This is a genomic window from Phenylobacterium sp. (assembly GCF_035309685.1).
Taxonomy (GTDB): domain Bacteria; phylum Pseudomonadota; class Alphaproteobacteria; order Caulobacterales; family Caulobacteraceae; genus Phenylobacterium.
In genome coordinates, this window is record NZ_DATGEX010000026.1 from 1 (window position 1) to 23,305 (window position 23,305).

The 23,305-nt window shown below is 70.9% G+C and carries 17 protein-coding genes; 10 read left to right on the plus strand and 7 right to left on the minus strand.

The features are described 5' to 3' along the window. The 3 genes from VKQ35_RS08035 to VKQ35_RS08045 form a co-directional block, all read left to right on the plus strand. Nucleotides 1–425 (plus strand): LLM class flavin-dependent oxidoreductase (locus VKQ35_RS08035; protein WP_324360331.1); only part of this gene is annotated, 425 nt, incomplete at its 5' end. Further along, nucleotides 422–1,483, plus strand: coding sequence for a type III polyketide synthase (locus VKQ35_RS08040; protein WP_324360333.1), 1,062 nt, complete (start codon nucleotides 422–424; stop codon nucleotides 1,481–1,483). The genes VKQ35_RS08035 and VKQ35_RS08040, both read left to right, overlap by 4 nt. Further along, on the plus strand, nucleotides 1,480–1,989 hold the full coding sequence (locus tag VKQ35_RS08045; RefSeq protein WP_324360335.1) for an isoprenylcysteine carboxyl methyltransferase family protein: 510 nt from the start codon (nucleotides 1,480–1,482) through the stop codon (nucleotides 1,987–1,989). The genes VKQ35_RS08040 and VKQ35_RS08045 overlap by 4 nt, the downstream gene beginning before the upstream one ends. Here VKQ35_RS08045 and VKQ35_RS08050 read toward each other — a convergent pair. The 3 genes from VKQ35_RS08050 to VKQ35_RS08060 all read right to left on the minus strand — a co-directional run bounded on the left by VKQ35_RS08050 (nucleotide 1,955) and on the right by VKQ35_RS08060 (nucleotide 7,652). Then, entirely contained in the window at nucleotides 1,955–3,655 is a 1,701-nt protein-coding gene (locus VKQ35_RS08050; RefSeq protein WP_324360337.1) for a hypothetical protein, read from the minus strand. The two genes, VKQ35_RS08045 and VKQ35_RS08050, sit on opposite strands and share 35 nt — an antisense overlap. A 300-nt stretch (nucleotides 3,656–3,955) precedes the next feature. Beyond that, nucleotides 3,956–5,422, minus strand: a complete 1,467-nt coding sequence (locus VKQ35_RS08055; protein WP_324360339.1) for a methyltransferase — start codon at nucleotides 5,420–5,422, stop codon at nucleotides 3,956–3,958. Nucleotides 5,423–5,624: 202 nt separating this feature from the next. Beyond that, the gene (locus VKQ35_RS08060) at nucleotides 5,625–7,652 is read right to left on the minus strand and encodes a winged helix-turn-helix domain-containing protein (protein WP_324360341.1); all 2,028 of its coding nucleotides are present in this window, start codon (nucleotides 7,650–7,652) and stop codon (nucleotides 5,625–5,627) included. A 299-nt stretch (nucleotides 7,653–7,951) separates the two neighbouring features. Here VKQ35_RS08060 and VKQ35_RS08065 point away from each other — a divergent pair, with 299 nt between their 5' ends. Continuing rightward, entirely contained in the window at nucleotides 7,952–9,712 is a 1,761-nt protein-coding gene (locus VKQ35_RS08065) for a TRAFs-binding domain-containing protein (protein WP_324360343.1), read from the plus strand. On the opposite strand, the gene VKQ35_RS08070 is transcribed toward VKQ35_RS08065, so the two are convergent. Further along, entirely contained in the window at nucleotides 9,709–11,487 is a 1,779-nt protein-coding gene (locus VKQ35_RS08070; RefSeq protein WP_324360345.1) for a hypothetical protein, read from the minus strand. The genes VKQ35_RS08065 and VKQ35_RS08070 overlap by 4 nt on opposite strands. Nucleotides 11,488–11,725: 238 nt before the next feature. On the opposite strand from VKQ35_RS08070, the gene VKQ35_RS08075 reads away from it, so the two are divergent. Both VKQ35_RS08075 and VKQ35_RS08080 read left to right on the plus strand, forming a co-directional pair. Beyond that, a complete protein-coding gene (locus tag VKQ35_RS08075; RefSeq protein ID WP_324360347.1) occupies nucleotides 11,726–12,517 on the plus strand; it encodes a PEPxxWA-CTERM sorting domain-containing protein in 792 nt (263 codons plus the stop codon). Between the two features lie 19 nt (nucleotides 12,518–12,536). After that, a complete protein-coding gene (locus tag VKQ35_RS08080; protein WP_324360349.1) occupies nucleotides 12,537–14,510 on the plus strand; it encodes a toll/interleukin-1 receptor domain-containing protein in 1,974 nt (657 codons plus the stop codon). A gap of 92 nt (nucleotides 14,511–14,602) precedes the next feature. Here the strand turns inward: VKQ35_RS08080 and VKQ35_RS08085 are convergent, their stop codons facing one another. Next, on the minus strand, nucleotides 14,603–15,307 hold the full coding sequence (locus VKQ35_RS08085) for a PEPxxWA-CTERM sorting domain-containing protein (protein WP_324360351.1): 705 nt from the start codon (nucleotides 15,305–15,307) through the stop codon (nucleotides 14,603–14,605). Nucleotides 15,308–15,619: 312 nt separating this feature from the next. On the opposite strand from VKQ35_RS08085, the gene VKQ35_RS08090 reads away from it, so the two are divergent. Further along, the gene (locus VKQ35_RS08090) at nucleotides 15,620–16,996 is read left to right on the plus strand and encodes a sulfatase-like hydrolase/transferase (RefSeq protein ID WP_324360353.1); all 1,377 of its coding nucleotides are present in this window, start codon (nucleotides 15,620–15,622) and stop codon (nucleotides 16,994–16,996) included. Here VKQ35_RS08090 and VKQ35_RS08095 read toward each other — a convergent pair. Then, nucleotides 16,993–18,507 (minus strand): tetratricopeptide repeat protein, encoded by a 1,515-nt coding sequence (locus VKQ35_RS08095; protein WP_324360355.1) that lies wholly within the window; start codon nucleotides 18,505–18,507, stop codon nucleotides 16,993–16,995. The genes VKQ35_RS08090 and VKQ35_RS08095 overlap by 4 nt on opposite strands. 172 nt (nucleotides 18,508–18,679) lie before the next feature. On the opposite strand from VKQ35_RS08095, the gene VKQ35_RS08100 reads away from it, so the two are divergent. Continuing rightward, a complete protein-coding gene (locus tag VKQ35_RS08100; RefSeq protein ID WP_324360356.1) occupies nucleotides 18,680–20,113 on the plus strand; it encodes a pyridoxal phosphate-dependent decarboxylase family protein in 1,434 nt (477 codons plus the stop codon). On the opposite strand, the gene VKQ35_RS08105 is transcribed toward VKQ35_RS08100, so the two are convergent. After that, on the minus strand, nucleotides 20,084–21,289 hold the full coding sequence (locus tag VKQ35_RS08105) for a tetratricopeptide repeat protein (RefSeq protein WP_324360358.1): 1,206 nt from the start codon (nucleotides 21,287–21,289) through the stop codon (nucleotides 20,084–20,086). The two genes, VKQ35_RS08100 and VKQ35_RS08105, sit on opposite strands and share 30 nt — an antisense overlap. A gap of 142 nt (nucleotides 21,290–21,431) precedes the next feature. Between VKQ35_RS08105 and VKQ35_RS08110 the strand changes: the two genes are divergently transcribed. Both VKQ35_RS08110 and VKQ35_RS08115 read left to right on the plus strand, forming a co-directional pair. After that, nucleotides 21,432–23,096 (plus strand): glycosyltransferase family 4 protein, encoded by a 1,665-nt coding sequence (locus VKQ35_RS08110; RefSeq protein WP_324360361.1) that lies wholly within the window; start codon nucleotides 21,432–21,434, stop codon nucleotides 23,094–23,096. Nucleotides 23,097–23,105: 9 nt separating this feature from the next. Beyond that, the gene (locus VKQ35_RS08115) at nucleotides 23,106–23,303 is read left to right on the plus strand and encodes a hypothetical protein (protein WP_324360362.1); all 198 of its coding nucleotides are present in this window, start codon (nucleotides 23,106–23,108) and stop codon (nucleotides 23,301–23,303) included. The last annotated feature ends 2 nt before the right edge of the window (nucleotides 23,304–23,305 follow it).

A 23,305-nucleotide genomic window follows, 5' to 3' on the forward strand; every position in this document is an offset into this window, starting at 1 on the left:
GCGACGCCTATGTCATGCACGGCGACACCGCCGACGTGATCGCCGAGAAGATCGCCGACATGCGCGCGCGCCGGGAGAAGACCGGCAAGCCGCCGATGAGCTTCGGCATGGCCGCCTACGCCATCGTGCGCGACACCGAGGCGGAGGCCCGCGAGGAAGTCGCCCGGATCACCACGCTGGACCCCAACGCCCCGGGTTTCGGCAACTACGACCAGTGGCTCAGCGGCACCCAGCTCGAGCGCGAGATGAAGATCGCCGAGTACTCCGTCTCCAACCGCGGACTGCGCCCCAACCTCATCGGCACGGCCGAGCAGATCAAGCAGCGCATCGCCGCCTACGAGGCCGCCGGCCTCGACCTGCTCCTGCTGCAGATGAGCCCGCAGTACGAGGAGATGGAGCGCTTCGCCGAAAAGGTGATCGCATGAGCCGCGCCCAGGCCCCGGTCGCCCTGCTGTCGCTCGCGACCGCCTCGCCGCCGCACGTCCTGGCGCAGGTCGATGTGGCCGAGGCGGCGCGCCGGCTATTCCAGGACCGCTTCCCGCAGTTCGAGCGGATGGCGGGGGTCTTCAAGACGGCCGGCGTCCGCACCCGGCAGGCCGTGCAGCCAATCGAGTGGTATCTGGAGCCTCGCGGCTGGCCGGAGCGCACCGCCGCCTATCTCGAGGGTGGGGTCGATCTGTTCGTTCAGGCCGCCGAGCTGGCGCTCGCAAGGGCCGGGCTCCGCGGCGCGGACGTGGACATCGTTGTCACGGTGTCCTCGACGGGCATCGCCACCCCGAGCCTCGAAGCGCGGGCCATGGCCCGGCTGGGGTTGCGGCCCGACGTCAAGCGCGTTCCGGTGTTCGGTCTGGGCTGCGCCGGCGGCGCCACCGGCTTGGGGCTCGCGAGCGCCCTGGCCCGGGCCTCGCCGCGCGCGATCGTGCTGCTGGTCACGGTCGAGCTGTGCAGCCTGGCGTTCCGTCTCGAGGACCTGAGCAAGGCCGACATCGTCGCCACGGCGCTGTTCGGCGACGGCGCCGCGGCCTGCGTCCTCGCGAGCGACGGCGAAGGGTTCGCCGAGGTTGAGGCGAGCGCCGAGCGGACCTGGCCGGACACCCTCGACATCATGGGCTGGCGCGTCGAACCCAAGGGGCTGGGGGTCATCCTCGCGCGGTCGATACCCACCTTCGCCAAGCAACATCTGCGCGCGGCCATGGTCTGCATGCTCGCCGCCGACCGGCGCGAGCTCGGCGACGTCGACCGGTTCCTCTGCCACCCGGGCGGCATGAAGGTGATCGAGGCTTTGGAGGCCACCCTCGGCCTGCATCAGGGCCAGCTCGATCATGAGCGCGACGTGCTCGCCGACCACGGGAATATGTCGGCCCCGACCGTGCTCTTCGTCCTCGATCGGGCGCGGCGCGCCGGCTTGCCGGATCTCTCCGTCCTGACCGCGCTCGGCCCAGGCTTCACCGCCAGTAGCGTCACCCTGCGGCGGACCAATTGACCGCCGCCGAGATCGTCCTGGCGCTTGTGACGGGCCAGCGTCTGGGCGAACTGATCCTGGCGGCGCGGAATACGCGGCGGCTGCTGGCGCGGGGCGCCATGGAGTCGGGGCGGGCCCACTATCCCTATATGGTCGCCCTCCACGCCGCCTGGCTCGTCGGCCTCTGGGTGTTGGCGCGTCATCGGCCGATCGACCCGGTCTGCCTAGGGCTCTTCGTCGTGCTGCAAGCGGCCCGGATCTGGGTGGTCGCCAGTCTCGGAGACCGCTGGACCACCCGGATCATCACCCTGCCGGATTCGCCGCTGATCCGCCGGGGCCCTTACCGGTTCCTCGCCCACCCGAACTATGTGGTGGTGGCCGGCGAGATCGCCTTGCTGCCCCTGGCGTTCGGCCTGACCGGCTTCGCGCTGCTGTTCTCAGCCTTGAACGCCGTCATGCTCAGGGTCCGGATCGGCGCCGAAGCCCTGGCGCTCAAGCGGTCGCAGTCTCAGGAGCAGGGGGCGTGACCGACCCTCTGGTCTCAACGGCCCGGCCAGCGTCGAACCGGGTCTTGGCCTCCGCCAGGGTGTCGACCAGGTCCGTCGCCGCCTCGGCGTCCAGGAACGGATTGAGGATGTACAGGCGCAAGGCCACCACCGGATCGCCCGCCTCGGTGTAGAAGGCGGCGGACGTCTTGCTGACCGCGAGCCCCGTTTCGCCGGAGGCGTAGTGGCGGCCCAGGAACTGGAAGAACGCATCGTTGTAGTCGGTGATCGCCTTGCGGGCGGCGGCGCACGACATCTCCGTTCGGAACGTGGCGTCCCCGTCCATCTCTGGCGGGTAGGCGCGGATGAAGACGTCGGACCCCGATGAATCCGGATTGACCACCAGCAGGCCCGATCCGCGACGTCCGACATCGCGCTTGATGCGCATGGAGATGTCCTGAGCGTGGCCGAGCAGCACCTGGAACCCTTCCAGGCCGAGGGCCGACACCGACATGAGGGTCGCCACCATGTTGGCCGAAGAGCGCGACGTCTCGAGGCTGTACTTCCCGGGGTTGTAAGCGACCGCGTCGTGAAACAGCGGCGTCATCATGTCGCTTTCTCGGCCGAGGGCGGCGAGCTTTGCCCGGCGTTTGGCGACCAGCATGCTGGAGACGTAGGGCGCGTAGCCGGTCTTATGAAAATCGATCCCGAAGCTGTCAGCCCACCTCAGGGTGCGGATTTTCGATGAGATCCGCCAGAGGCGGCCGAGGACCTCTTCACGGAAGCCGAGCGGATTTCCCGCGAAATCATAGGCCGAGAAATGAAGGTAGGCCCAACCGATGACGCTGTCGGCGTGCAGATGCGGCCGATAGGGAAGGCCGAAGTCCTCCACCAGACGATCGATCAGGCCGGACAGCTGGGCGAAATCGTCGATGCCCATGCAGGAGGTGGTGCCGCCGACGCCCACGATGCAGGCGATCCTCCTGCCGGCGGCGATCTGCGCGCGGCAGATCCGATCGAGATCCTCGAGATCGGTCGTCTGATCGCGGTGAGAGCGCGCCATCAGATAGTTGTCGCGCCCGAGGCCCAGCCAGGAGACCGCCGTCTGGTGAGAATAGTGGGCGGGACGCGAGCCCACCACGACGACATCGCGCGAGACCCCGCGGAGCAGGGCGTCCGGATCGACGTTCAGCAATCCCATCCGGAAGGCGTACAGATTGGTGGCCGTGCCGCCGAAGGTGAACAGGCCGCCGGCCTCCGCGCCGTCATAGCCCGCCAGACCGGCGTAGAGGCGCGCCAGATCGATCTCGGCCTGCAGGGCGGCGCCGGCGTCCTCCGCGCTGACGCCGTTCCCCATGTAGACCGCGGCGGCGACGTAGCTCGACAGATAGGCCAGGGTGGGCGTCGGGATGACGTTCTTGACCATTCGCGGATGGTTCGACTTCACGGTCCCGGCCAGCAGATCGGGGAGGCCGTCCATGTGACGGACGAGGTCGTCCGCCAGACGATCTGGAACCGTCCATGGCGTGGCGGCGGGGTCCGGCGGAGGCGCGTCCGCGTCCCCGAACAGCGGGCCCGCCCCCTGATGGCTGCGGGCGGTGCGGAGGGCCGCCGCGATCGATGCTTCGAACTGGTCGAGGTTCGATCCGCCGGGATCGAGGAAGTGGTTGGCGCGAAGACTCGTCAGCACCGCGCGATAGCGTTCCATGAGCCCCTCCCGTCCGCGTAAGCGTGGCCTCAACCGCGGTCCCACCGCCCCAAGACGGGGCGCAACCGAGGGCCTCAACTCGACCTTGCGCCGCGACCGGAGGCGCTGCGGCCGCTTGTTCGGCCGGCGCCGCCCGATGGGCATGCGAGCGCCGCGCGGCCGGTCGGGCCGGCGGCCGTTCCTTAGATGACTCGCGGAACCTCGATTCTATTCCCGGATCCCTCTGCGCTGTTCAGGCGGCCCGCGCCAAGGCGGCCGCGCCATCCGGCCCCGAGGCGCCGGCCAGCTTCGCCTGCTGAGTCAGGTCACGCGGCGCAGCAGGAAGTAGCCGCCTTCGACGGCCTGCCCTGCTTCGCGCCGCAGCAGGCTTCGATGGTGGACGGCGATGTCGAACCGCCCGACCGCCAGGTGCGCAAGATAGCCGGCCGAATGGGCGAAGCGGCCGTTGCCGCGCAGCTGGTAGCCTTCGCCCTCGATGTGCTCGGTAGATAGGGCGAACCAGCCTCCCGGCCGCAGGACCGCGGCGACCACCTCGAACAAGCTCTCCAGCCCGCCCAGATAGGGCAAGGTGTCGAACGCAACGATCAGGTCCCACCTCTCGCCCAAAGTGAGCATGACCTCGATGGCGTCGCCCTCCTCGAGGCGGTCGTAGAGCGCCCGTTCGCGCGCCTTGGCCAGCATGCCTCCGGACAGATCGATCCCGACGAGCCGTTTGGCGTAGGGTCGCAGCACTTCGCCGCACAGCCCCGTGCCGCAGCCCAGGTCCAGGGTCTCGAGCTGGCCCTGCCGCGCCTCGCAAGCGGCTATCAGGGCGGCGAGCTGGGAGGGCCCGTCATAGGCCAACTGGCCCACCAGGTGCTGGTCGAAGGTTTCGGCGGCGTCGTCGAACTGCTGCCTGACCAGCGCCGCCGGCGGCCGCGCCGCGCCGCGCGACGATTGGGCGTCCCGGAAATACAGCGCCTCCACGCAGTCCGGCCGGCGCTCGACCCATGCCTCCGCCACGCGCGCGGCCGCGTCCGCTTGATCGCCGGCGCCGAGCAGCAGCAGAGCGGTCTTGAAGAGCCTGTCGACGTCGGCGTCCGCGCCGGCGCAAACCCGCACGAGCGTTTCCGCTGAGGCGTCCCGGAGGGCGCCGACGATCACGGCGCACAGCCGTTTGCCCTCGGCGATCGGTCCGGACTCCGGATCGAGATCGAGCGCCCGCGCAAAAGCCGCGTCGGCTTCGGGGAAGCGGCCGCACTTGAGGAGGGCGGCCCCGAGGTTGGCGCGGAGGGCCGCGTTGTCGGGATCGAGGTCTGCCGCTGCGGCCAGCGCCTCGCTGGCGCCCCGGAAGTCGTTCCGCGCCGTCCGACCGTTGGCGCGGATCTGCCAGATCTCCGCGGACTCGCCGGCGAGGGCGACCGCGGCCTCGCCGGCGGCGTCAGCATCGTCCCAGCGCTGCAGCTGGGCGAGGGAACTCGCCAGGCTCGCCCAGACCTCGGCCTGGTTCGCATCGATATCCAGAGACCGGCGCAGCGCGGCGATCGCCTCTTCGCGCCGTTCCAGGCCGGTGAGGGCCATGGCGTGGAGGTTCCACGACAGCGCGTGCTCCGGCCAGCCTCCGACCAGTGCGGTGAAGATGCGGCTCGCCTGCTCGACGTCGCCCGCCGCAAAGCGGCGCAGCCCATGTCGGGTGAGGTCGGTGATCTCGGCCGATTCGGAGGCCTCCGCCGCTGTCGCCGATGGCGGCTGCAGCGCCTCGGAATTCACCTGCTGGGAGACGGACACGGCGAGGCTCCGAAGCGGCGAGCTCTTTGCGCCGCCTGACGGACGTCAATTCGCCGAAACCACCGGCGGAGTTACAGCGGTCCAGGAGGAATTTTCGCAGACGGCTTCCGCGCGTCGTCGCTACGCCGCGGAACCGCTCGACGTGGTCCTGTAGCCGGCCATCGTCGCAGGGCTGTGGTCAGCGCCGTTGGGCGTGGCCGCGCTATGACCAATCCGGGCCGCGCTTGACCGGGCCGGCGGTCTGGCCGGCGGCGCGGGCCGATCGGCGAGACTCCATCAGTTCGATCAGGTGCGGGTCGCTGCGCCAGAGCGCGGCGTAGCGCGGGTCGCTGCGCATCGGCTCGGGGAACTCGGCGGGGCCGTAAGGCAACGCGGCGACATAGTAGAGCGAATGGCCGGCGAGCGCGCGGGCCAGCAGGTCGAGCGCGCGGCCGGTGGCCCCGGCCCAGCCGTACTCCAGGGCCCAGATGTAGAGCAGGTCGACGCTGGCCCGGCCATGCTGGGTCGCCGCCACGCCTCGCCCGGCGGCGTCGTAGGCCGCCACGTCGGCGTCGACCAGGGCCACCAGCCGGTCGGGCGCCCCGCGCAGGGCGGCCACCGCGGCGTCGGTGCGGGTCATCAGCGCAGAGATCTTCGGCGGGACCTGCCGGCCTTTCCAGAGCTCGGCGACCTTGGCCTTGAAGCGCCGCAGCGCGCCGACATTCCCCTCCGCCAGGTAGGTCTGGTAGATTTCCTGGACCAGGAAGACGTTCTCCGGGGCGGCCGCCAGCTCGATGTCGTAGCGTTTGAGCGCCGCCTCCCGTCCGCCCTCGACGAGGTAGAGCAGGCGCGGCAGGGCGATGCGCCGGTAGGGGTCTTCCGGATCCAGGCGAAACACCTCGCGGGCGTGGACCAGCCCTTCCTTCGAGCGGCCGAGCTCGCCCAGCTCATAGCCGTAGGCCCAGTGGGCCTCGATCAGGTTGGGGTTGCCGGCGATGGCGCGGCGGAACAGGGTCTCGGCCTCCTTCCAGCGCCATTCGAAGCGGCGATAGTAGTCACCGAGCGCGGCGAGCGCGGCGGGATCGTTGGGGTCAGCCGTCAGCGCCCGGCGGATGACGTCAGCCGAGGCCGCCGCCCGCTCGGCCTGCGTCGCGGGCTGGGCCGCGAGCGCGCGGGTCCAACCGTTCCGGGTCAGGGTGGCGACCACCAGCAGCGCGCCGACGTCGTTGGGGTCGATCTTCAGCGAGGCCTGGGCCAGGTCCCACGCGCGGTCGGCGGCGTCGAGGCCCTCCGCGTCGTTCCCGACCATCCGCAGGGTGCGCGTGCGCTCCAGGAGGTCGTCGGCCTCCAGGATATTGCGGAAGGCGATCGGGTTGCGGGGCCGCTGCGCCGACGGCGCGCGCAGGCGGTCGGGGCCGACGCGGGCGCTCAGCGCGGCAAGCGCCTCGGCCGAGGCGGTGTCCAGCAGCCGGAAGAGGTCGTCGACGCGGCCGTCCGTGGTGCGGCTCCAGACCTCCAGGCCGCTTTTGGGGTCGACCAGTTCGAGACTGATCCGCACCGCTCCGGCGTTCTCGGTCACCGCGCCGGTGAGCAGCAGGTCCGCGCCCAGGCGCCTGGCGATTTCGGCCAGGCTCAACTTCTTCTCCGACAGCGCCGAGGACGAGGCGTCGGCGATGACCCGCAGGCCGCCGATCTGGCTCAGGCCATCGCGCACGGCGCGGGTCAGGCCGGCCGACAGATAGGCCGTGCCCGGATCGATGCTCAGGTTGTTGAACGGCAGGACCGCAAGGGTCAGGGGCTCCTGCCGCCCTGGCCGCCGCCAGTCCCACACCGCGACCGCGCCGGCGCCGGCGATCAGGGCCGCCGCCGCGCCGCCCGCGATCAGCGTCCGGCGACCCAGCCGAAAGCCTGGCCGTGGCGGCGCAACCTCGCTGTCCGCCGCGGTTAGTTGATAGCCCACCCGGGGAATGGTCTGGAGGCTGAAGGCCGCGCCGCCCGTCCGGTGGGCGAGCTGGCGAAGTTGGACCATGACGCGGGTGATGGCGTCCTCGCCGACAACGCGCCCGTCCCAACAGGCCGCGATCAACCCATCGCGTGACACCACCGCCCCGTTGGCCTTTGCCAGCAGCACCAGCGCCTGCATGACGCGCGGCTGCAAGACTTCCTGGCCCTCCGGCCAGCACACGGTGCAGGTCGACGGCGACACCTGCAGCTTTCCGAGAGCGAACGCCGCCTCTTCCGCTAGGTCCATCCAGACGCACTCCCCCCAGAGCGAATCGAGGCTAGCACGCTCGGTGCTAAGCGCCAGAGTTGCAACCAATGGTTTCGGAGACTGGAGTCGGCGAACGGAGTCGGCGAAAGATCGGCTTCGGATAGGGCATAGATCGGTCCGCGGTTCTGGCGTGCACCCTGGCGCCATGCCCAGCTGCCGAGGCTTTCGGGGCGCTATGAGGCTTCCGCGGCGCTGGCGTCGATGGCGGTCTCCTCCAGCTTCCTGGACACAAACCTGTTCACGAGACTGAATGACGCAGATGGCGACTCGGAAACCCAATGGCGCTCAATTCGGCCGACCCTGAGCAGAACCGGTTCATCGATCGCACGCGCGAGGCGCTGCGGCAGGGCGACCTGCTGCGGGCCTGCGACATCGCCGAAGAGGGCCTGCTGATCCATTCGCAGGACAAGGCGCTGGCCTACGGCCTGGTGCTGGCCTGCGCGCGGTTGGGCAAGCTCGACCAGGCCATGGCGCTGCATGACGTCCATGGCCTGTCAGGGCCTGACGAGGGGCTCGACGCCCATTCCTTGCGCGCCCGGATTCTCAAGGACATGGCGCTCAGCGAGAGGCCGCCCGATCGCGGGAAGCTGGCCGAGGCCATCGGAGCCTACCGGGACGCCTACCAGCGCTTCGGCGATCCGTTCCCGGGGATCAACGCGGCCAGCCTGATGCTGTTGGCCGGTGACGGCGATGGCGCCCGCGAGCTGGCGGCCGCCTTGCTGGACATGCCGCGGCTCCGCACGCCGGAGGGCTACTACGACACGGTCACCCGGGCCGAGGCGCTGCTGATCCTGGGACGGACGGCGGAGACAGCGCAGGCCGTGACCGAGGGCTGCGCCCTGGTCGACGCCAACCCCGGCGCCCGGGCGGGCACGCGCCGGCAGCTGCGGCTGATCGCTCAGCGCCTGAACCTCGACGCCGAGACGATGGAGGCGCTGCTGGCCCCCCTCGCGCCGCCGACCGTGGCGGTGTTCGGCGGCCAGATGTTCGAGGCCGACGCCGCGGGGGAGGCGGCGCTCGCCGAGGAGATCGACGCCGTCGTGCGGCGCCAGGGTGTCGGCTTCGCCTATGGCGCGCTGGCGGCCGGGGCCGACATCGTCATCGCCGAGCGGCTCTTGGAACTAGGCGTCGAGCTGAACGTGGTGCTGCCGTTCCGCACCGACGACTTCATCGCCGCGGCGGTGGGCCGTGACGCTGGCTGGACGGCGCGGTTCGAAGCCTGTCTCAAGCGGGCCGCCAGCGTCAGCCACGCCACCGAAGCCAGCTATGTGGGCGACCCACACCAGATCCGGTTCGGCGCCGACGTGGCCATGGGCATGGCGAAGCTGAGAGCCGCGGCGCTCGACGCCCAGACGGTGCAGATCGCGGCCTGGGACGGCGCGCCCGGCCTGACGGCGGACGATGTCGCACGCTGGCGGGCGCACGGCGGCGTCACCGAGACGGTCGTCCCGCGCTTCGCCGCCCGCCGCGCGGTCGGAGGCCCGACGCCGCCGCAGGCCGACCGCGTCGTCAAGGCGATCATCTTCACCGATTTCCCGGGGTTTTCGAAGCTCTCCGAGGCCGTGCTCCCGGCCTTCTGGCGCGAGGTGATGCAGCGCATCGCGGTCGTCCTGGCGCGCCATGAGGGCGCGATCGCCTACCGCAACACCTGGGGCGACGCGCTCTATGCGGTGATCGATACCGCCGCGGAGGCCGCCGCCATCGCGCTCGAACTGCACGACGAACTGGCCAACGTCGACCATCAGGTGCTGGAGATCGACCGCACGGCGGGCATGCGGATCGGCGCGCACCTGGGCCCGATCTACCGCGGGCCGGACTTCGTCACCGGATCCCTGAACTTCTTCGGGACCGAGGTCTCGCGCACCGCCCGCATCGAGCCGATCACGCCGCCCGGCGCGGTCTATGTCACCGAGCCCTTCGCCGCGATCCTGGCGCTGGAGGCGCCCGGACGGTTCGGCTGCGACTATGTCGGGCGTCTGGAGCTCCCCAAGGCCTTCGGCGTGCAGCGGATGTACCGGCTGGGCCGCGGCGCGAGCTAGGCCGGTATCGCCAGCTTTCGGTGGCGGTAGGCGGTGCGCCAATCGGTGAGGTCCGACAGCATGGTGGCCGCGGCGTTCTCCGCCGCCCGGCAGGACAGCATCAGGTCGGTGGGGTGACTGCGCAGGGTCGCCGCCGCGGCGCGAAGCCGGGCCTCGGTCTCGCTCGATCGGCCCGCGGCGCCGACGAAGTCGCCCTGCCCGCGGATGCCGAACAGCGCCGCGCCGACCGTCGGCAGGCCCGCAGAGATCAGGATCGAAAACACCGACGCGCGATGCAGCGCGGCGCCCCCCAGCAGAAGGCCGGCCAGGGAGGCCAGACCCACGGCGACGGTGATGACGAAGAGCGCGGTCCCCACCAGGTGCAGACGATGGTCGGCGCGGTGCATGCGCTCGGCGTTGGAGGCGTTGTAGCGCACCTGCGAATCCAGCTCCTGGCCGGCGATGTGCGCCACCAGCTCCGCCAGCACCTCGGCGCCGCCCAGGGTGGGTGGCGGCCCCATCTGGCGCCAGATGGCGCGGGCGTACCAATCGGTCCATCGGCCCGCCGGCCCGATCGCGGCGGCGACCTGCCGCGGCGGCGTGGCTGCGCCCAGCAGCTTGAGGCTGCGCAGCGGCCGAAGCTGTTCGGCGAGGTAGCGGTAGTTCAGCCAACGCCGGTGCCATTGGCGTCGCGCGCCGGCGCTGGTGTTGAGGATCAGGAGCGCGATCAGGGCGAGTTCGGCAAGCTCCAGCCCGATCCGGGCCGGGGGCAGGACGATGCCCAGCAACGCCATCAGCACCGAGCCCGCGGCCGCCACATAGTTGAACACCAGGCCGCTGCGGTAGCTCTGGGCCACGTGGTCGGCCAGCCCGTCGGCCCAGACGAAGGCCTCTTCCAGCACGGCCAGCCCTCCGGCGGCGGCGTCGGAGCCGGCCACGGGCTGGTCGCGGAAGGTCTGCCAGTCCTCGCCGCCGCCCCAGCGGGTCGGGCGAAGCGGCGCGCCGACCAGGGCCATGAGCGCGGGATACTCCATCCGCCAGCGCCACCGCGGCTTGCGTTCGGAAAGGTACCAGGCGACGCAGGCGCGCTCGTCGCCATCGCTCGGCGGCGCCAGCACCGCCTCGAGCAGTTGTTTGAGGACGGCGGCGTCCAGCAGGCGCCTGGGCACGCAGTCGCGGTCCAGCCGGTCGGGCGCCCAGCCCTCGAAGCCGGCCCAAAGGACGCTGGGCGGCGAGACCCCGTCGGCCGGAATCCAGATCACCGGCGCCCCGCGCCGCACGGCGTATTCGATGACATCGGCCGTGCCGCCCCGGCCGCGCGCCGGCTCGCCGTCCCAGACCGCGACCAGCAGGTCGGACTGGGCGACCGTGCTCTCGCCGCCGCAGGCGTAGGCCTTCTCGCGCGGCCCGTCCTGAGGCGGCAGCGACCAGGCCTGCGACTGGGCCAGCAAGGCGTCGAACGCCTTGGCGTCCCGGCCCCGGAAATCCTTGCGGTAGACCGCCGGCGCGAACGGCAGGACCGCGCGCAGCGCATAGCCGCCGGCCAGGGCCTGCCGCGCCGCCATCTGGTCGGTTCCGATCGCCAGGCCCGACAGCAGGTAGAAGGCCGCCTCGTCCGGGGCGAACACGCCGGCATGCTCGCCGTGCAGCGCCCGGGTCACCGACGCCAGGTCGGCCAACAGCCGCGCGATCACCGGCGTCAAAGCCGCCTGCGCCTTGGCCGTCAGCTGGCGATGCCCGGTCACGCCGACGCAGAGCGCGAGCTGCGGCCGTGGCGGCGAAGTCGTTGAACTCATGTCGGCCCCGATCGAACGTGACATCAGAGCAGCCGCCGCCCCGCCACCGCAAGGGCGGTTTTGCCGCCCCGCGGGACTCTATTCGCCCGACAGGGGAAAGGCGCCGCAAGATCGGCAATAGATCGGCTTCAGATCGGCGAGAAGTCGTCCCGCGCGTCTATCTGTCCCGCGCCCGCCGTGGCCCCATTCAGGCGTGGAAGCCGCCCCGAGCGAGGGGTGGCGAACGGGGTGGGTTCACATGCGTAAGCAATCGAAGCGTATCGCAAAACAGGCTGGGGCGCGCGCCATCAGCGCAGCCGGATTGGCCGCTGTCGTGCTGCTCGGGGGAGCGGCGCCGGCGTTCGCGGGGAGGCCGCTGGTAGCGGACACGCCCACCAATCCCAACCCGACGCCGTTCGCGGGCTGCTCGCTCGGAAGCGCCTGCAGTCCAACGCTCACCCTGGACGGCACCCCGGGCATTGACGCGTTTAACGACGGGTTCGGCGCCAGCAATGTCTACGTCTACGGCGAGGGTGTGGTGAGCTTCGGTGCGCCGCTGCCGTTGACCGCGAGCCTCGCCGGCGGCACCGCCTCCTTCGGCGACGGGACCTGGTTCGCACCCGGCCTCGGCGCGCCCCTGGAGATCACGTCCTACCAGTCAATACTCGGCAACCATTGGTTCAACTGGGACGACGCGGGGGGCCACATCATGTTCCAGATGGAGATCCGCGACGACGGCGCCTGCCACTCCTGCGTGTTCGGCAATCCATTCTGGAACCCGCGCGACGCGAACCTCGCGGATTTCGATGTGACCTTCAATGGTCCCGGACGTGGGATCGAAGCCTACAATGTGGCCCCCGAGGCGCAGCCTGGGTTCCCACCTTGCGCCCCGGATTCCGGGGGCCCGGGGAACCTCGCCTGTCCAGGGCATTTCAACAATGACCTGCGGGGCTCCAGTGGGACTCCGGAGCCGGCGAGCTGGGCTTTGATGATTGCAGGCTTCGGCGCCGTTGGCTCGCTGCTGCGCCATCGGCGGCGCCTCGTGGCCTGATCATGGACCGCCGGCGGTTGTGAAGTACGCCGCCTTCATCAGCTACAATCATCGCGACCGGCGCACCGCATCGTGGCTGCACCGGGCGATCGAGAACTATCGCGTCCCGAAAGCTCTGTGGGGGCGTGAGGGCGCGTTGGGCGCGATCGGATCTCGGCTTCCGCCCTTGTTCCAGGACCGCGAGGAACTGGCGGCCTCGTCGGACCTGGCGGCGTCCGTGCGCGAGGCTCTGGAGCAATCCAGCAGCCTGATCGTCGTCTGCACGCCGCACGGCGCGAAATCGCGATGGGTCAACGAGGAGGTCCGCGCCTTCACGGCCATGGGCCGCCGGGACCGCATCCAGTGCGTGATCGCCGGCGGCGAGCCGAACGCCTCACGCCGCGAGGACCTGGACTCCGATCTCGAGTGCCTGCCGCCGGCGCTGTTTGAAGGCGGCGGCGGAGAGCCGCTCGGCGCGGACATCCGCCCCGGCCAGGACGGCCGCGAATTGGCGAAGCTCAAGCTCATCGCCGGCGTGCTCGGCGTGGGCTTCGACGAGCTGCGGCAACGCGAGGCGGCGCGGCGGCAAAGGCGGATGATGATCGCCACCACCGCCTCTGTGGCGGGGTTTGCGGCGATGACGGCGCTGGCGGCCACGGCGATCGTGTCGCGCAACGAGGCCGTCCGGCAGCGGGACCTCGCGCGGGAAAAGACGCTTACGGCGCAGCGCACGGTGGAGTTCGTGAAGAGCATCTTCGCCGTGGCCGATCCTTCTGAATCGCGCGGGGCCACGATCACCGCCCGCGAGATCCTGAACCGTGGCGCGGCCCATATCGACCAGGGCCTGGAGCGCGAGCCCACCGTGAAGGCGGAGCTCGGGACCACCCTGGGCGAGGTCTACACCAACCTCGGCCTGTTGCATGACGGCGCGGGTTTGATCAGCCGGATGTTGTCGGTAAGGGGCGTGGCTCCAAGCACGCGCGCTCGGCAGTACTTGGCCCTGGGCGACACTCGCGAGTTGGCGGCCGACGACGAGGCGGCGATCAAGGCCTACGAGCAGGCGCTGGCCCTTGCCGCCGCGCCGGGCGCCGATCGCGAGGACCTGGTTCCGCGGATTCTGAGCGGCCTGGGCGAGGCGCGCGCGAACAGCGGCGACCCGGCCCGCGGGGAGCGCGACGCACGACAGGCCCTTGCCGCCGACCGGCGCGCCAAGCCGGCGTCGGTCGATGTGGCGCGGGACCTTGAGGCGCTGGCCACGACCCAGATCCTCGCCAACAAGCTGGCCGCGGCGCCTGCGCTGCTCCAAGAGGCGCTCGCGCTGCGAACGCGCCTGCAGGGCACCGATCACCCCCTCGTGCTGCAAGACCTCAACCGGCTGGGCTACGTCGCCTACATGCGTCACGATTCGGCCCAGGCCGGGCGGCTGTGGCGCCAGGAGCTGACCAGCGAGGAGCGGCTGCTGGGGCCCGACCATCCGGTGGTCGCCACCGCCCTGAACAACGTCGCCCTTACCGAGGTGGAGCAGCGCCAATACGCCCAGGCCCTGCCGCTGCTGAATCGCGCCATCCACATCAATCTGACGCAGCGCAGCGACACCGTGGCCGACGTCGTCTTCATGTACACGAACCTCGGGATCGCGCTGCGCGCCACGGGCGACCCGGCGGGCGCGGTGGCGGCTCTGCGAAAGGCGATCGTGGCGGGGCGGCTGCACAAACACCGCGGCCTCGCGCCGGCGATGGCCATGCTGAGCGACCTTCAGTGCGCGCGGGGAGACGTGAAGGCGGGCCTCGCGGGTCTGGACGAGGCGACGCCGATCATGGCTCACGACTACCCGGGCGACCCTTGGCGGCGCGCATGGATCGACACGATCCGCGGCGGCTGCCTGCTCAAGACCGGCCAGAAGGCGACCGCGGCGCGTTTGCTGGCCGAAGCGGGTCCGGCCATCCGCGAGCGCTGGCCGCCGGGCAGCCACTATTTGGCGCGCTATGCAGAATTGGCGGCGGCCGCCCGATAGCACGGCGCCCGCGCGTGGCGGCGCTGGCGGGACGCTGGCGAGACTAGGGATCGCGCCAACGCCCCGCCGCGACACGGCGAGGCCTGTGGACGTCAGGCCGCCGTCATCGCGCGCTGCTGGCGGCGGCGAAGGGCCGCCCCCATGCCCCCAAAGCCCAGGATCATCAGCGCCCAACTCGCCGGCTCGGGGGCCGAGGCGAGGGGCGCGTAGGTCGAATTCTCGTTGGTGATGACACTGGCGAAAGACCGGGCGAGGTCGAGATCGCCGGTGTCGGCGAATTGAGTCGCCGTGGTCCTCAGGAAGATGAAGGTCGAGGACGGGTCGGTTGGCGGCAGGCCGTCCGTCCTTACGGTCGGATCGCCGAAGCGGAAATTGATGTCTCCGGCAAAGGGGGCGCCGAAGACGAAGGCGGAGATCGGCAGGACGGTCCCGAGGCCGTCGGTGCGGTAGTCGCCGTCGGTGATGAAATTCGAGAAACCGGCGATGCGCAGGTCCTGCACATTGTCCGTGCTCGACGCGTCCGGAATGACCCGCCAGGCGAAGTCGAGCGTGCCCGTGCCGTTTTCGCGGATCACGCGTTCCTGGACCTGGCCCGTGCCCGAGCCGTCGGTGAAGGCGTAGTCGACGAGCCGGTCGGCGATGACCCCGCCGGCGAGTTCCGGCCGGGCGGCGACCGTGGTTCCCGGAAGCGTGGTGCTCGAGCCGGACGCCAGCGGGACCGCGGCGGCGGGAAGGGCGACGAGCGCGGCGAAGCCGACCCCAAGGGCGAGGCGTGATGCCGAAAGCAAATACTGCATGTCAGATGTCCTCTAAGCGACGCCCGAGCCCCCTTTGAGCGGTCCCGATTCGTCGAAGCGCCGCGGCGACTCCGCGGCGCGTTGCCGGAATTTGACGGTGCGCCTTGCGGCCTCCCGCCACGCATATGGCAACATTACCAAGGCGGCCGCGCTATCCGGCCAAGGCGATCTCTTCCCGAGCGAACGCCGATCTATTGCCGATCTCGGGGCGCCTTTCCCTTTCTAGGCGAGCGACCCCGGCGCGAGCGCTTGGACTGGCGCAAGGGTGGCGTCTTGGCTACCGGTGACACAGCGGGAAGACGGGGGACATCCATGAACCGTAGAAAGCTGTTGGCCGCGGCGGCGGCGAGCGCGGTGGTCTCGGGGACGGCGCGGGCCGCGGCGGCGCCGCCCGCCAAGCGGGCGCCGAACTTCATCGTCGTGCTCTGCGACGACCTGGGCTACGGCGACTGCAGCCTCTACGGGCCGGGCGGGCTTTCGACGCCGCATCTGGAGCAGATGGCCCGCGAGGGCGTGGTCGCCACCGACTACTATTCGCCGGCCAATCTCTGCAGCCCCTCGCGCGCGGGCCTGCTGACCGGGCGCTATCCGGTGCGCACGGGCCTGGGCTACGAGGTCATCATGCAGCAGGACGACCGTGGGCTGCCGCTGTCGGAAGTGACCATCGCCAAGGCGTTGAAGCCGGCGGGCTACGCCACCGCGCTGTTCGGCAAATGGCATCTGGGTCACCTGGGCGCGGCCTGGCCGCCGACCAGGCACGGCTTCGATGCGTTCTTCGGCATCCCCTACAGCCACGACATGAAGCCGCTGGCGCTCTTCGAGAGCCACGCCGGCTCCGACGAGACCGTCAGGAGCGAGGTCGACTATCCGCAGCTGCAGGAGCAGTTCTATAGCCATGCGGAGCGGTTCATCGAGGCGCACGCGAACCAGCCCTTCTTCGTCGAGCTGGCGCTCTCGGCGCCGCACCTGCCGGAGCATCCGCATCCGGGCTTCGACACCCAGGGCTACGCCGGCTCCTACGGCGCTGTCGTCGCCGAGATCGACGCGATGGTGGGCCGGCTGATGGCCAAGCTGCGGGCGCTCAAGCTCGAGCGCGACACGGTGGTGGTGTTCACCTCGGACAATGGCCCCTGGTACGAGGGCTCGCCGGGCTGGTTGCGGGAACGCAAGGGCGGCGGCGGTTTCGACGGCGGCTATCGCGTGCCGTTCGTCGCCTGGGCGCCGGGCCGGCTGCCGGCGGGCAAGCGGACCTCCTCGATCATGATGGGGATCGACCTGCTGCCGACTTTCGTCGCCATGGCCGGCCTGCCGCCGCTGTCAGGCGTCGAGCTGGACGGCCGGGACATCACCAGCGTCCTGACCAAGGGCGCGGCCTCGCCGCACGAGGCGCTGATCCTGTTCGACAACGAGGTTCCCGTGGCCGTGCGCACCCAGGACTGGAAGTACCTCGACACCCTCTACTACCGGGGCATCAAGATGCCGATCGGCGTGTTCGGCTACGAGGAGCTCTATGACGAGCGCGGAAGCCGCGCCGAGAACTACAGCGTTTCCGAGAACCACCCCGACGTCGTCAAGGCGATGAAGGCCCGGCTGGAGGCGGCCAAGAAGGCGTTCGCCCCCTACAAGCACGCCGACATCCCGCAGGCTTTCAAGACCCTGAACGCCCAGCTGGGCCACATCCAGGACTAGAGGTCGAGCGGGACGAACTTGCCGCGGTTGGCCAGCTCCATCTCGGCCTCGCGGCGGCGGCGCGCACCGTCGTCGGCCCGCAATGCTTCGGCGAGGTCGGGCGGCGTCGTGTCCTCGATCAGCGGCGCCTGGGCCATGCGGAAGCTGGTGACATACATCTCGCCATTGATCCTCTCGACCAGGGGCGCGCCGCGCGCGGCCGGCGTGCGCTGCATCTCGATCAGCCAGGGGTGGCCCTCTTCGTCGATCAGCACATCCATCCCGAACAGCTTGGGCGGAAAGCCCCGCGCGGGCCCGCTGGCCGCCTGGCGGGCGAACAGGCCCTCGGCGGCGATCATGCGGACCACCCATTCCACCAGGGCCTTGATCTCGCCGAACGCTTTTTCACCATCCAGGCCGTCGGCGGTCATCCGCCGCAACAGGGCCGAGAGGCTGCGGATCGAGCCGACGTCGTCCTGCTTCGCGTCCTGGCTGATATCCAGGCCGGGGTGGTCGAGGTGCAGCGCGGTGTTGGTCACGTGCATCGAGGGGCCGCCGCCCCGGTCCGGGCTCGCGTCATAGAGTTCCGGCGCGATGCGCACGATGCCCTCGGAATAGACGTAGGCGCGCAGGGGCTCGGCGCTCGTGACCAGGCAATAGATGCGGCAATGGCCCTTGCGGCCCTCGATCAGATAGGGCCGGTCGATGTAGCGCTGCACCACCACGTCGTCCCGCGTCAGGGCGCTGGCGAGGTCGGCGGTGACCTCGATCCCCTGGCCGCCGCTGCCGCGGACCGGCTTGACGATATAGAGGGCCGGCGCGTCCGGCCCCTTGGCGAAGGCCTGCAGGGTCTTGCGGTCCTTGGGCAGGACGAAGGTCTCCGGGAACCGGCCGGCGGGATCGACCGCCTGGCGGGCGGTGAGCATTTCCGCCAGCCGCGACTTGTCGGCGTAGGGCGACCATTCGTGGAAGTCGTCGGAGTTGTTGCGCGCGACGAGCGCGGAGGCGACCTGCATCGGCTCGCGGCGAAACCGCTCCACCAGAGCGCGGGTGTGGTGGTCGGCGGCGAGCGGCCGGCCGGCGTCGCGCAGCGCCGCGGCCAGGCCCTGCAGGGCGTAGGGGATTTCCTGGCTGGTGGGCTGGCACTTGCTGAGCAGGCGCTCGTAGTCGGCGATGGCCTCGTCCACGCGCCCCAGCCGGTGCTTGAGGAGCGCGATGAACCGCAGGGAGCCGGCCCCGGCCAGAATCTTGAACGCGTGCTCGAAGGCGGGCAGCGCGGCCTCGATGTCGCCGCTGGCCAGCAGGCAGAAGGCGGTGTTCCGAAGCGCCTCATCGTTCTTCGGATCGAGCTCAAGGGCCTCGCGGAAGTGGACCAGCGCCTTGTCGAACTCCAGGCGGCGCAGGTGCGACGTGGCGAGCAGGGTGCGCGCCTCGACCGACTTGGGCATGGCGTCGGCCAGCCTGCGCAGCATGACCTGGGCTTCGCCGGTGTCGTGCTCGATCATGTCGAGGATGTCGGCGGTCAGCGGCAAGCGGGCGTCTCCTGGCGCGGGCGGGTGTCCTTGCGTCCTTATGCGGATGCAGCGCGGGTGGAGGCAAGTCGTTCGCGCCCAATGGGGGTTCCGGCGCGCGGCGGCGGCGGATATGGGAGCGCCACGGCGTCGTAGGCTTGGGGGAGCCATAGCGATTCGAACTGGAGCGCCCATGAGCCAAGCCAACCGCAAGGTCAGTCTGGACCCCGAGGACTGGGACGACCTGCGGGCGCAGGGCCACCGGATGCTCGACGACATGATCGACAACCTGGCGGGCCTGCGCGAGCGGCCGCTGTGGCAGGCGCCGACGGCCGAGGCCCGCGCGCGCTACCGCGCGCCCCTGCCGCGCGCGCCCGCCGCGCTCAGCGACGTGCACGCGCAGTTCATGGCCGACTGCGCGCCCTATGGCTCGGGCAACCGCCATCCCGGCTTCATGGGCTGGGTGCAGGGCGGCGGCACGGGCGTCGGCATGCTGGCCGAGATGCTGGCCGGCGGCCTCGACGCCAACCTGGGCGGCCGCGACCACATGCCGATCGAGGTGGAGCGCCAGGTGGTGGCCTGGATGGCGCAGCTGTTCGGCTTTCCGGCCGACGCCAGCGGCATCTTCCTGACCGGCACGTCGCTGGCCAACCTCTGCGCGGTGATGATCGCCCGCGACCGGGCGCTGGGCGTCGAGGTGCGCAACATCGGGGTGCGCGATCCGGGCGTGGCGGCCTACGCCTCGCGGGCGGTTCACGCCTGCATCGTCCGCGCCATGGACATGACGGGGCTGGGCACCGACCGGCTGCGGCTGATCGAGACCGACGCCGACGGGCGGATCAAGCCGGCCGCGCTGGAAGCCGCCATCGCCGCCGACCGCGCCGCGGGGCTGAAGCCGTTCCTGGTGGTGGGCTCGGCCGGCACGGTGGACATCGGCGCGATGGACGATCTCGACGCCCTGGCCGATATCGCCCAGCGCGAGGGCGCGACCTTCCATGTGGACGGCGCGCTGGGCGCGCTCGGGGTGCTGAGTCCCGAGGTCGCGCCGAAGCTGAAGGGCATCGAGCGCGCCGACAGCCTGGCGCTGGACTTCCACAAGCTGGGCCAGGCGCCCTATGACGCGGGCCTGCTGCTGGTCCGCGACGCCGCCGCCCACAAACGCACCTTCTCCTATGGCGACGCGCCATATCTGCGCCATTCCGAGCGCGGCCTGGCGGGGGGCGAGTTCTGGCCCTGCGACTTCGGCCCGGACCTGTCGCGGGGTTTCAGGGCGCTGAAGGTCTGGTTCACGCTGAAGACCTATGGCCTGGACGCGCTCGGCGAAGTGATCGGGCGGACCTGCGCGCTCGCCCAGGCGCTGGCGGCGCGGATCGAGGCCAGCGACGAGCTGGAGCTGCTGGCGCCGGTGGGCCTGAACATCGTCTGCTTCGCCTACAGGGGCGCCGATCAGGCCGCCATCGCCGCCGACCTGCAGGAGGCCGGCCGGGTCGCGCCCTCGACCACGACGCTTGGCGGCCGTACCGCCCTGCGCGCCGCGATCATCAATCACCGGACGTCCATCGAGGACATCGAGGCCCTGGTGGAGGGTGTGCTCGCCCTAGGCCGCGCCCAGCTTGGCCGCGGCTAGATCGGCCAGCACCCGGTCGACCAGCTTCGTCCAATCCTGCTTCGCGCCGTGGCGGTAGAGCCGCATCCCTGGGTACCAGGGCGAGTCCGTGCGGCCACGCAGCCAGCGCCAGTCGGAATGCAGATAGGGCAGCAGGGTCCAGCAGGGCTTGCCCATGGCGCCGGCCAGGTGAGCGACCGAGGTGTCGATGGAGATCACCAGGTCCAGCCGCTCGACGATCGCGGCCGTGTCGGCGAAGTCGGCCGCGCCGGTGTCTTCCGGATGCAGGCTGATGGCGCCCGCCGCCAGCAGGCGCCGCGCCTGATCGGGCGGCAGGCCCTTGTTGGCGCCGTTGAAGCCGGTGGGGCTGGCCTGCCAGACGAGACCCACCCGCGCGCCCGGGCTGAAATCCGCCCAGCGCGCCCGGCGGTCGGCCGGCGCCGCCAGATAGGGCTCCGCCGGCAGGGTCTCCAGGGTCATGCCCAGCGGTTCGGGCAGGGAGAAATAGCGGCTCCAATAGTCGTGCGCGGGAATCGGCACGGTCTCGCCGATCCCGGCCCGGAGCACGGCGTCGACGTCGGCGATGGTCTCGAACAGGTCGCCCAGGGCCGGACGGCAACCGAGGGTGACACGCGCCGCGCCGCGCGCCTTCAGGCTCTTTGCGAAGCGGGCGAACTGGATCTGGTCGCCGAAGCCCTGCTCCACCCAGACCAGGACGGACTTTCCGTCGAGCGGCTCGCCGCGCCACTCGGGGAAACTCAGCTTGATCGGCGGCACAACGTCGGGGTGCAGCGGGATTCGCGCGCGCATCAGGGGCCACCCCTCCGCGTAGCGGCCCAGCGACAGATAGAGGCCGGCGAGCGCGAGCTTCGTCTGGTTGTCGTCGGGCCGCAGCTCAAGCGCGGCGAGGAATTCCTTCTCCGCCGAGTCAGTGCGGCCGGCTTCGGAATAGGTCCCGCCCAGCAGGCGGCGGACGGCCGGCTCCTGCGGGCTGTGGCGGGCGGCGAGTTCAAGGTAGTGCATCGCGCGCGGCAGGTCGCCGGTCTCCCGCAGGCAAAGCCCCAGGTTGATGGCCAGCTTCAGCGTCAGCACGCGGCGCGCCAGGTCCAGATAGACCTCGACCGCCTCGGCGCGGCGGCCTTCGTTCTGCAGCGCCAGACCGCGCTGAAACTGTTCTTCGGGAGACTCTTGCGCCATGCCGTCCAGTTCGCTCGGCCGGCGACATTGTCCGAACCGCCGGCAGTATCTAACCTCGAATGCCTTAGACGGGGAGCCCGCGTGACCGCCCTTTGCCCAGCGCCATTTTCGCACGCGCCGCGACCGCGCCACAGGAGCCCCCGTGGCCAATAGACTTGCGATCTTCCATCCCCGGGGCGAACTCGGGCTCGGTCAGAATTTCTTCGGCAAGGACGTCGCCAACCTGGAGCTGTTCCGGGCGATGGCGCAGCACGGCGGTTTCGACGAGCTGGATGTGCTCAGCGTCATTCCGACCACCGACGAGGCCCTGCGGACCGCCCTGCTGGACGATCCGGAGGCGCCGATCCGCATCCGCGCGGGCTCGGGTCTCAACCAGGGTCCGGCGCGCGACGCCGGCGCCCTGTTGCGCGGCCAGCCGGACCTGCACGACCTGGCCTGGCTGCGGCGGATTTCCGTGGGCGACCGGTCCTACAGCCTGATCGGCCTGGTCCACACGCTGGCCCCGCCGACCATGCGCGCGACGATCGCCCAGGCCCTGGTCGCGCCGGTGCACCCCTGGGACGCGATCGTCTGCACCTCGCCCAGCGTGCGCGACGCGGTCGCCGAGATGTTCGACCAGTGGGGCGACTATCTGGGCGAGCGGACCGGCGGCGGCCAGCCGCCGCGCCCGGCGCTGCCGGTGATCCCGCTGGGGGTCGAGGCGCAGCGCTTCGCCGGCTTCGCCGACCGCCCGGACGCCCGCGCCAAGGTCCGCGCCCAGTTGGGCCTGGCCGACGACGACGTCCTGGTGCTGTGGGTCGGGCGGCTGTCGTTCTTCGAGAAGGCGTTCCCGCAGGTGATGTTCCAGGCGATCCAGCGGGCCGCCCAGGAGAGCGGCGTCAAGCTGCACTTCGCCATGGCCGGCTGGTTCCCCGGCGGCGACCGCGACCGCGGCCTCTACGAGGAGGCGGCCAAACGGCACGCGCCCGATACGCCGGTGCATTTCCTGGACGGCAACGACCGCCAGCTGGTGGGGGAGCTGTGGGCCGGCGCCGACATCTTCACCTCGCTCGTGGACAACATTCAGGAGACCTTCGGCATCACCCCGGTGGAGGCCATGGCGGCGGGCCTGCCGGTGGTGGTCAGCGACTGGGACGGCTACCGCTCGACGGTGCGCGACGGGATCGAGGGGATGCTGATCCCGACGCTGGGCGGGCCGCAGTCGGGCCTGGGCGCGACCATGGTGCAGCGCCACCTGTTCGGGGTCGCCAGCTACCAAGCCTATGCCGGCGAGGTGGCGCAATACACCGCCGTCCATGTGGGCCGGGCGGCAGACGCCATCGCCGCGCTCGCCAGGTCGCCGGAGCTGCGCCGCAAGATGGGCGCGGCCGGGCGCGAGCGCGTGCGCGCGGCCTTCGACTGGCCGGTGGTGGCGCGCCAGATCAGCGCCCTGGTGGGTGAGATGACCGCGATCCGCCAGGCCTCACCCGATCCGGTCATCCGCCAGAAGGCCGATCCGGTGCGCGGCGACCCGTTCATCGCCTTCGCCGGCTTCGCGACCCAGGTGTTCACGCCCGACACGCCGCTGAAGGCCGCCCCGGGGATCGACGGGAGCTATGTGCGCGCCATGGCGCCGGGGCTCGACCAGGCCTTTACCAACCTGCGGGCGCCGCTGGAGGAGTGCGCCCAGGCGCTCGACCTCCTGGCGTCGGGCAAGGCCGCCTCGTCGCGCGAGGTGCTGGCGGCCTTCCCGGTGGTGCGGCGGCGGATGGTGGAGATGGGCCTGGCCTGGATGTGCAAGCTCGGCCTGATCGATTGGCTGGTCTAGACTGGAGCGATGGACGCACGCGACCTCGTGGACGTGGCGATTGACGAGGACCCGCGGGCGCCTTGCCTCTGGGTGCCGTCAGAGCTGTGGCCTGACTTCGTGGCCTCGGTGGGCCAGACCCCGAACGTGATCGGGGCGGTGATCTATCGCGGCAAGACCATCCGCGAGGGCGGCCCGCTCACCGACGTCACCACGCGCCGGTATTGAGG

Coding starts and splice junctions, on each gene's coding strand:
- VKQ35_RS08040 (WP_324360333.1), top strand. CDS start 422: ATGAGCCGCGCCCAGGCCCCGGTCGCCCTGCTGTCGCTCGCGACCGCC.
- VKQ35_RS08050 (WP_324360337.1), bottom strand. CDS start 3,655: ATGGAACGCTATCGCGCGGTGCTGACGAGTCTTCGCGCCAACCACTTC.
- VKQ35_RS08060 (WP_324360341.1), bottom strand. CDS start 7,652: ATGGACCTAGCGGAAGAGGCGGCGTTCGCTCTCGGAAAGCTGCAGGTG.
- VKQ35_RS08065 (WP_324360343.1), top strand. CDS start 7,952: ATGGCGCTCAATTCGGCCGACCCTGAGCAGAACCGGTTCATCGATCGC.
- VKQ35_RS08070 (WP_324360345.1), bottom strand. CDS start 11,487: ATGAGTTCAACGACTTCGCCGCCACGGCCGCAGCTCGCGCTCTGCGTC.
- VKQ35_RS08075 (WP_324360347.1), top strand. CDS start 11,726: ATGCGTAAGCAATCGAAGCGTATCGCAAAACAGGCTGGGGCGCGCGCC.
- VKQ35_RS08085 (WP_324360351.1), bottom strand. CDS start 15,307: ATGCAGTATTTGCTTTCGGCATCACGCCTCGCCCTTGGGGTCGGCTTC.
- VKQ35_RS08090 (WP_324360353.1), top strand. CDS start 15,620: ATGAACCGTAGAAAGCTGTTGGCCGCGGCGGCGGCGAGCGCGGTGGTC.
- VKQ35_RS08100 (WP_324360356.1), top strand. CDS start 18,680: ATGAGCCAAGCCAACCGCAAGGTCAGTCTGGACCCCGAGGACTGGGAC.
- VKQ35_RS08105 (WP_324360358.1), bottom strand. CDS start 21,289: ATGGCGCAAGAGTCTCCCGAAGAACAGTTTCAGCGCGGTCTGGCGCTG.
- VKQ35_RS08115 (WP_324360362.1), top strand. CDS start 23,106: ATGGACGCACGCGACCTCGTGGACGTGGCGATTGACGAGGACCCGCGG.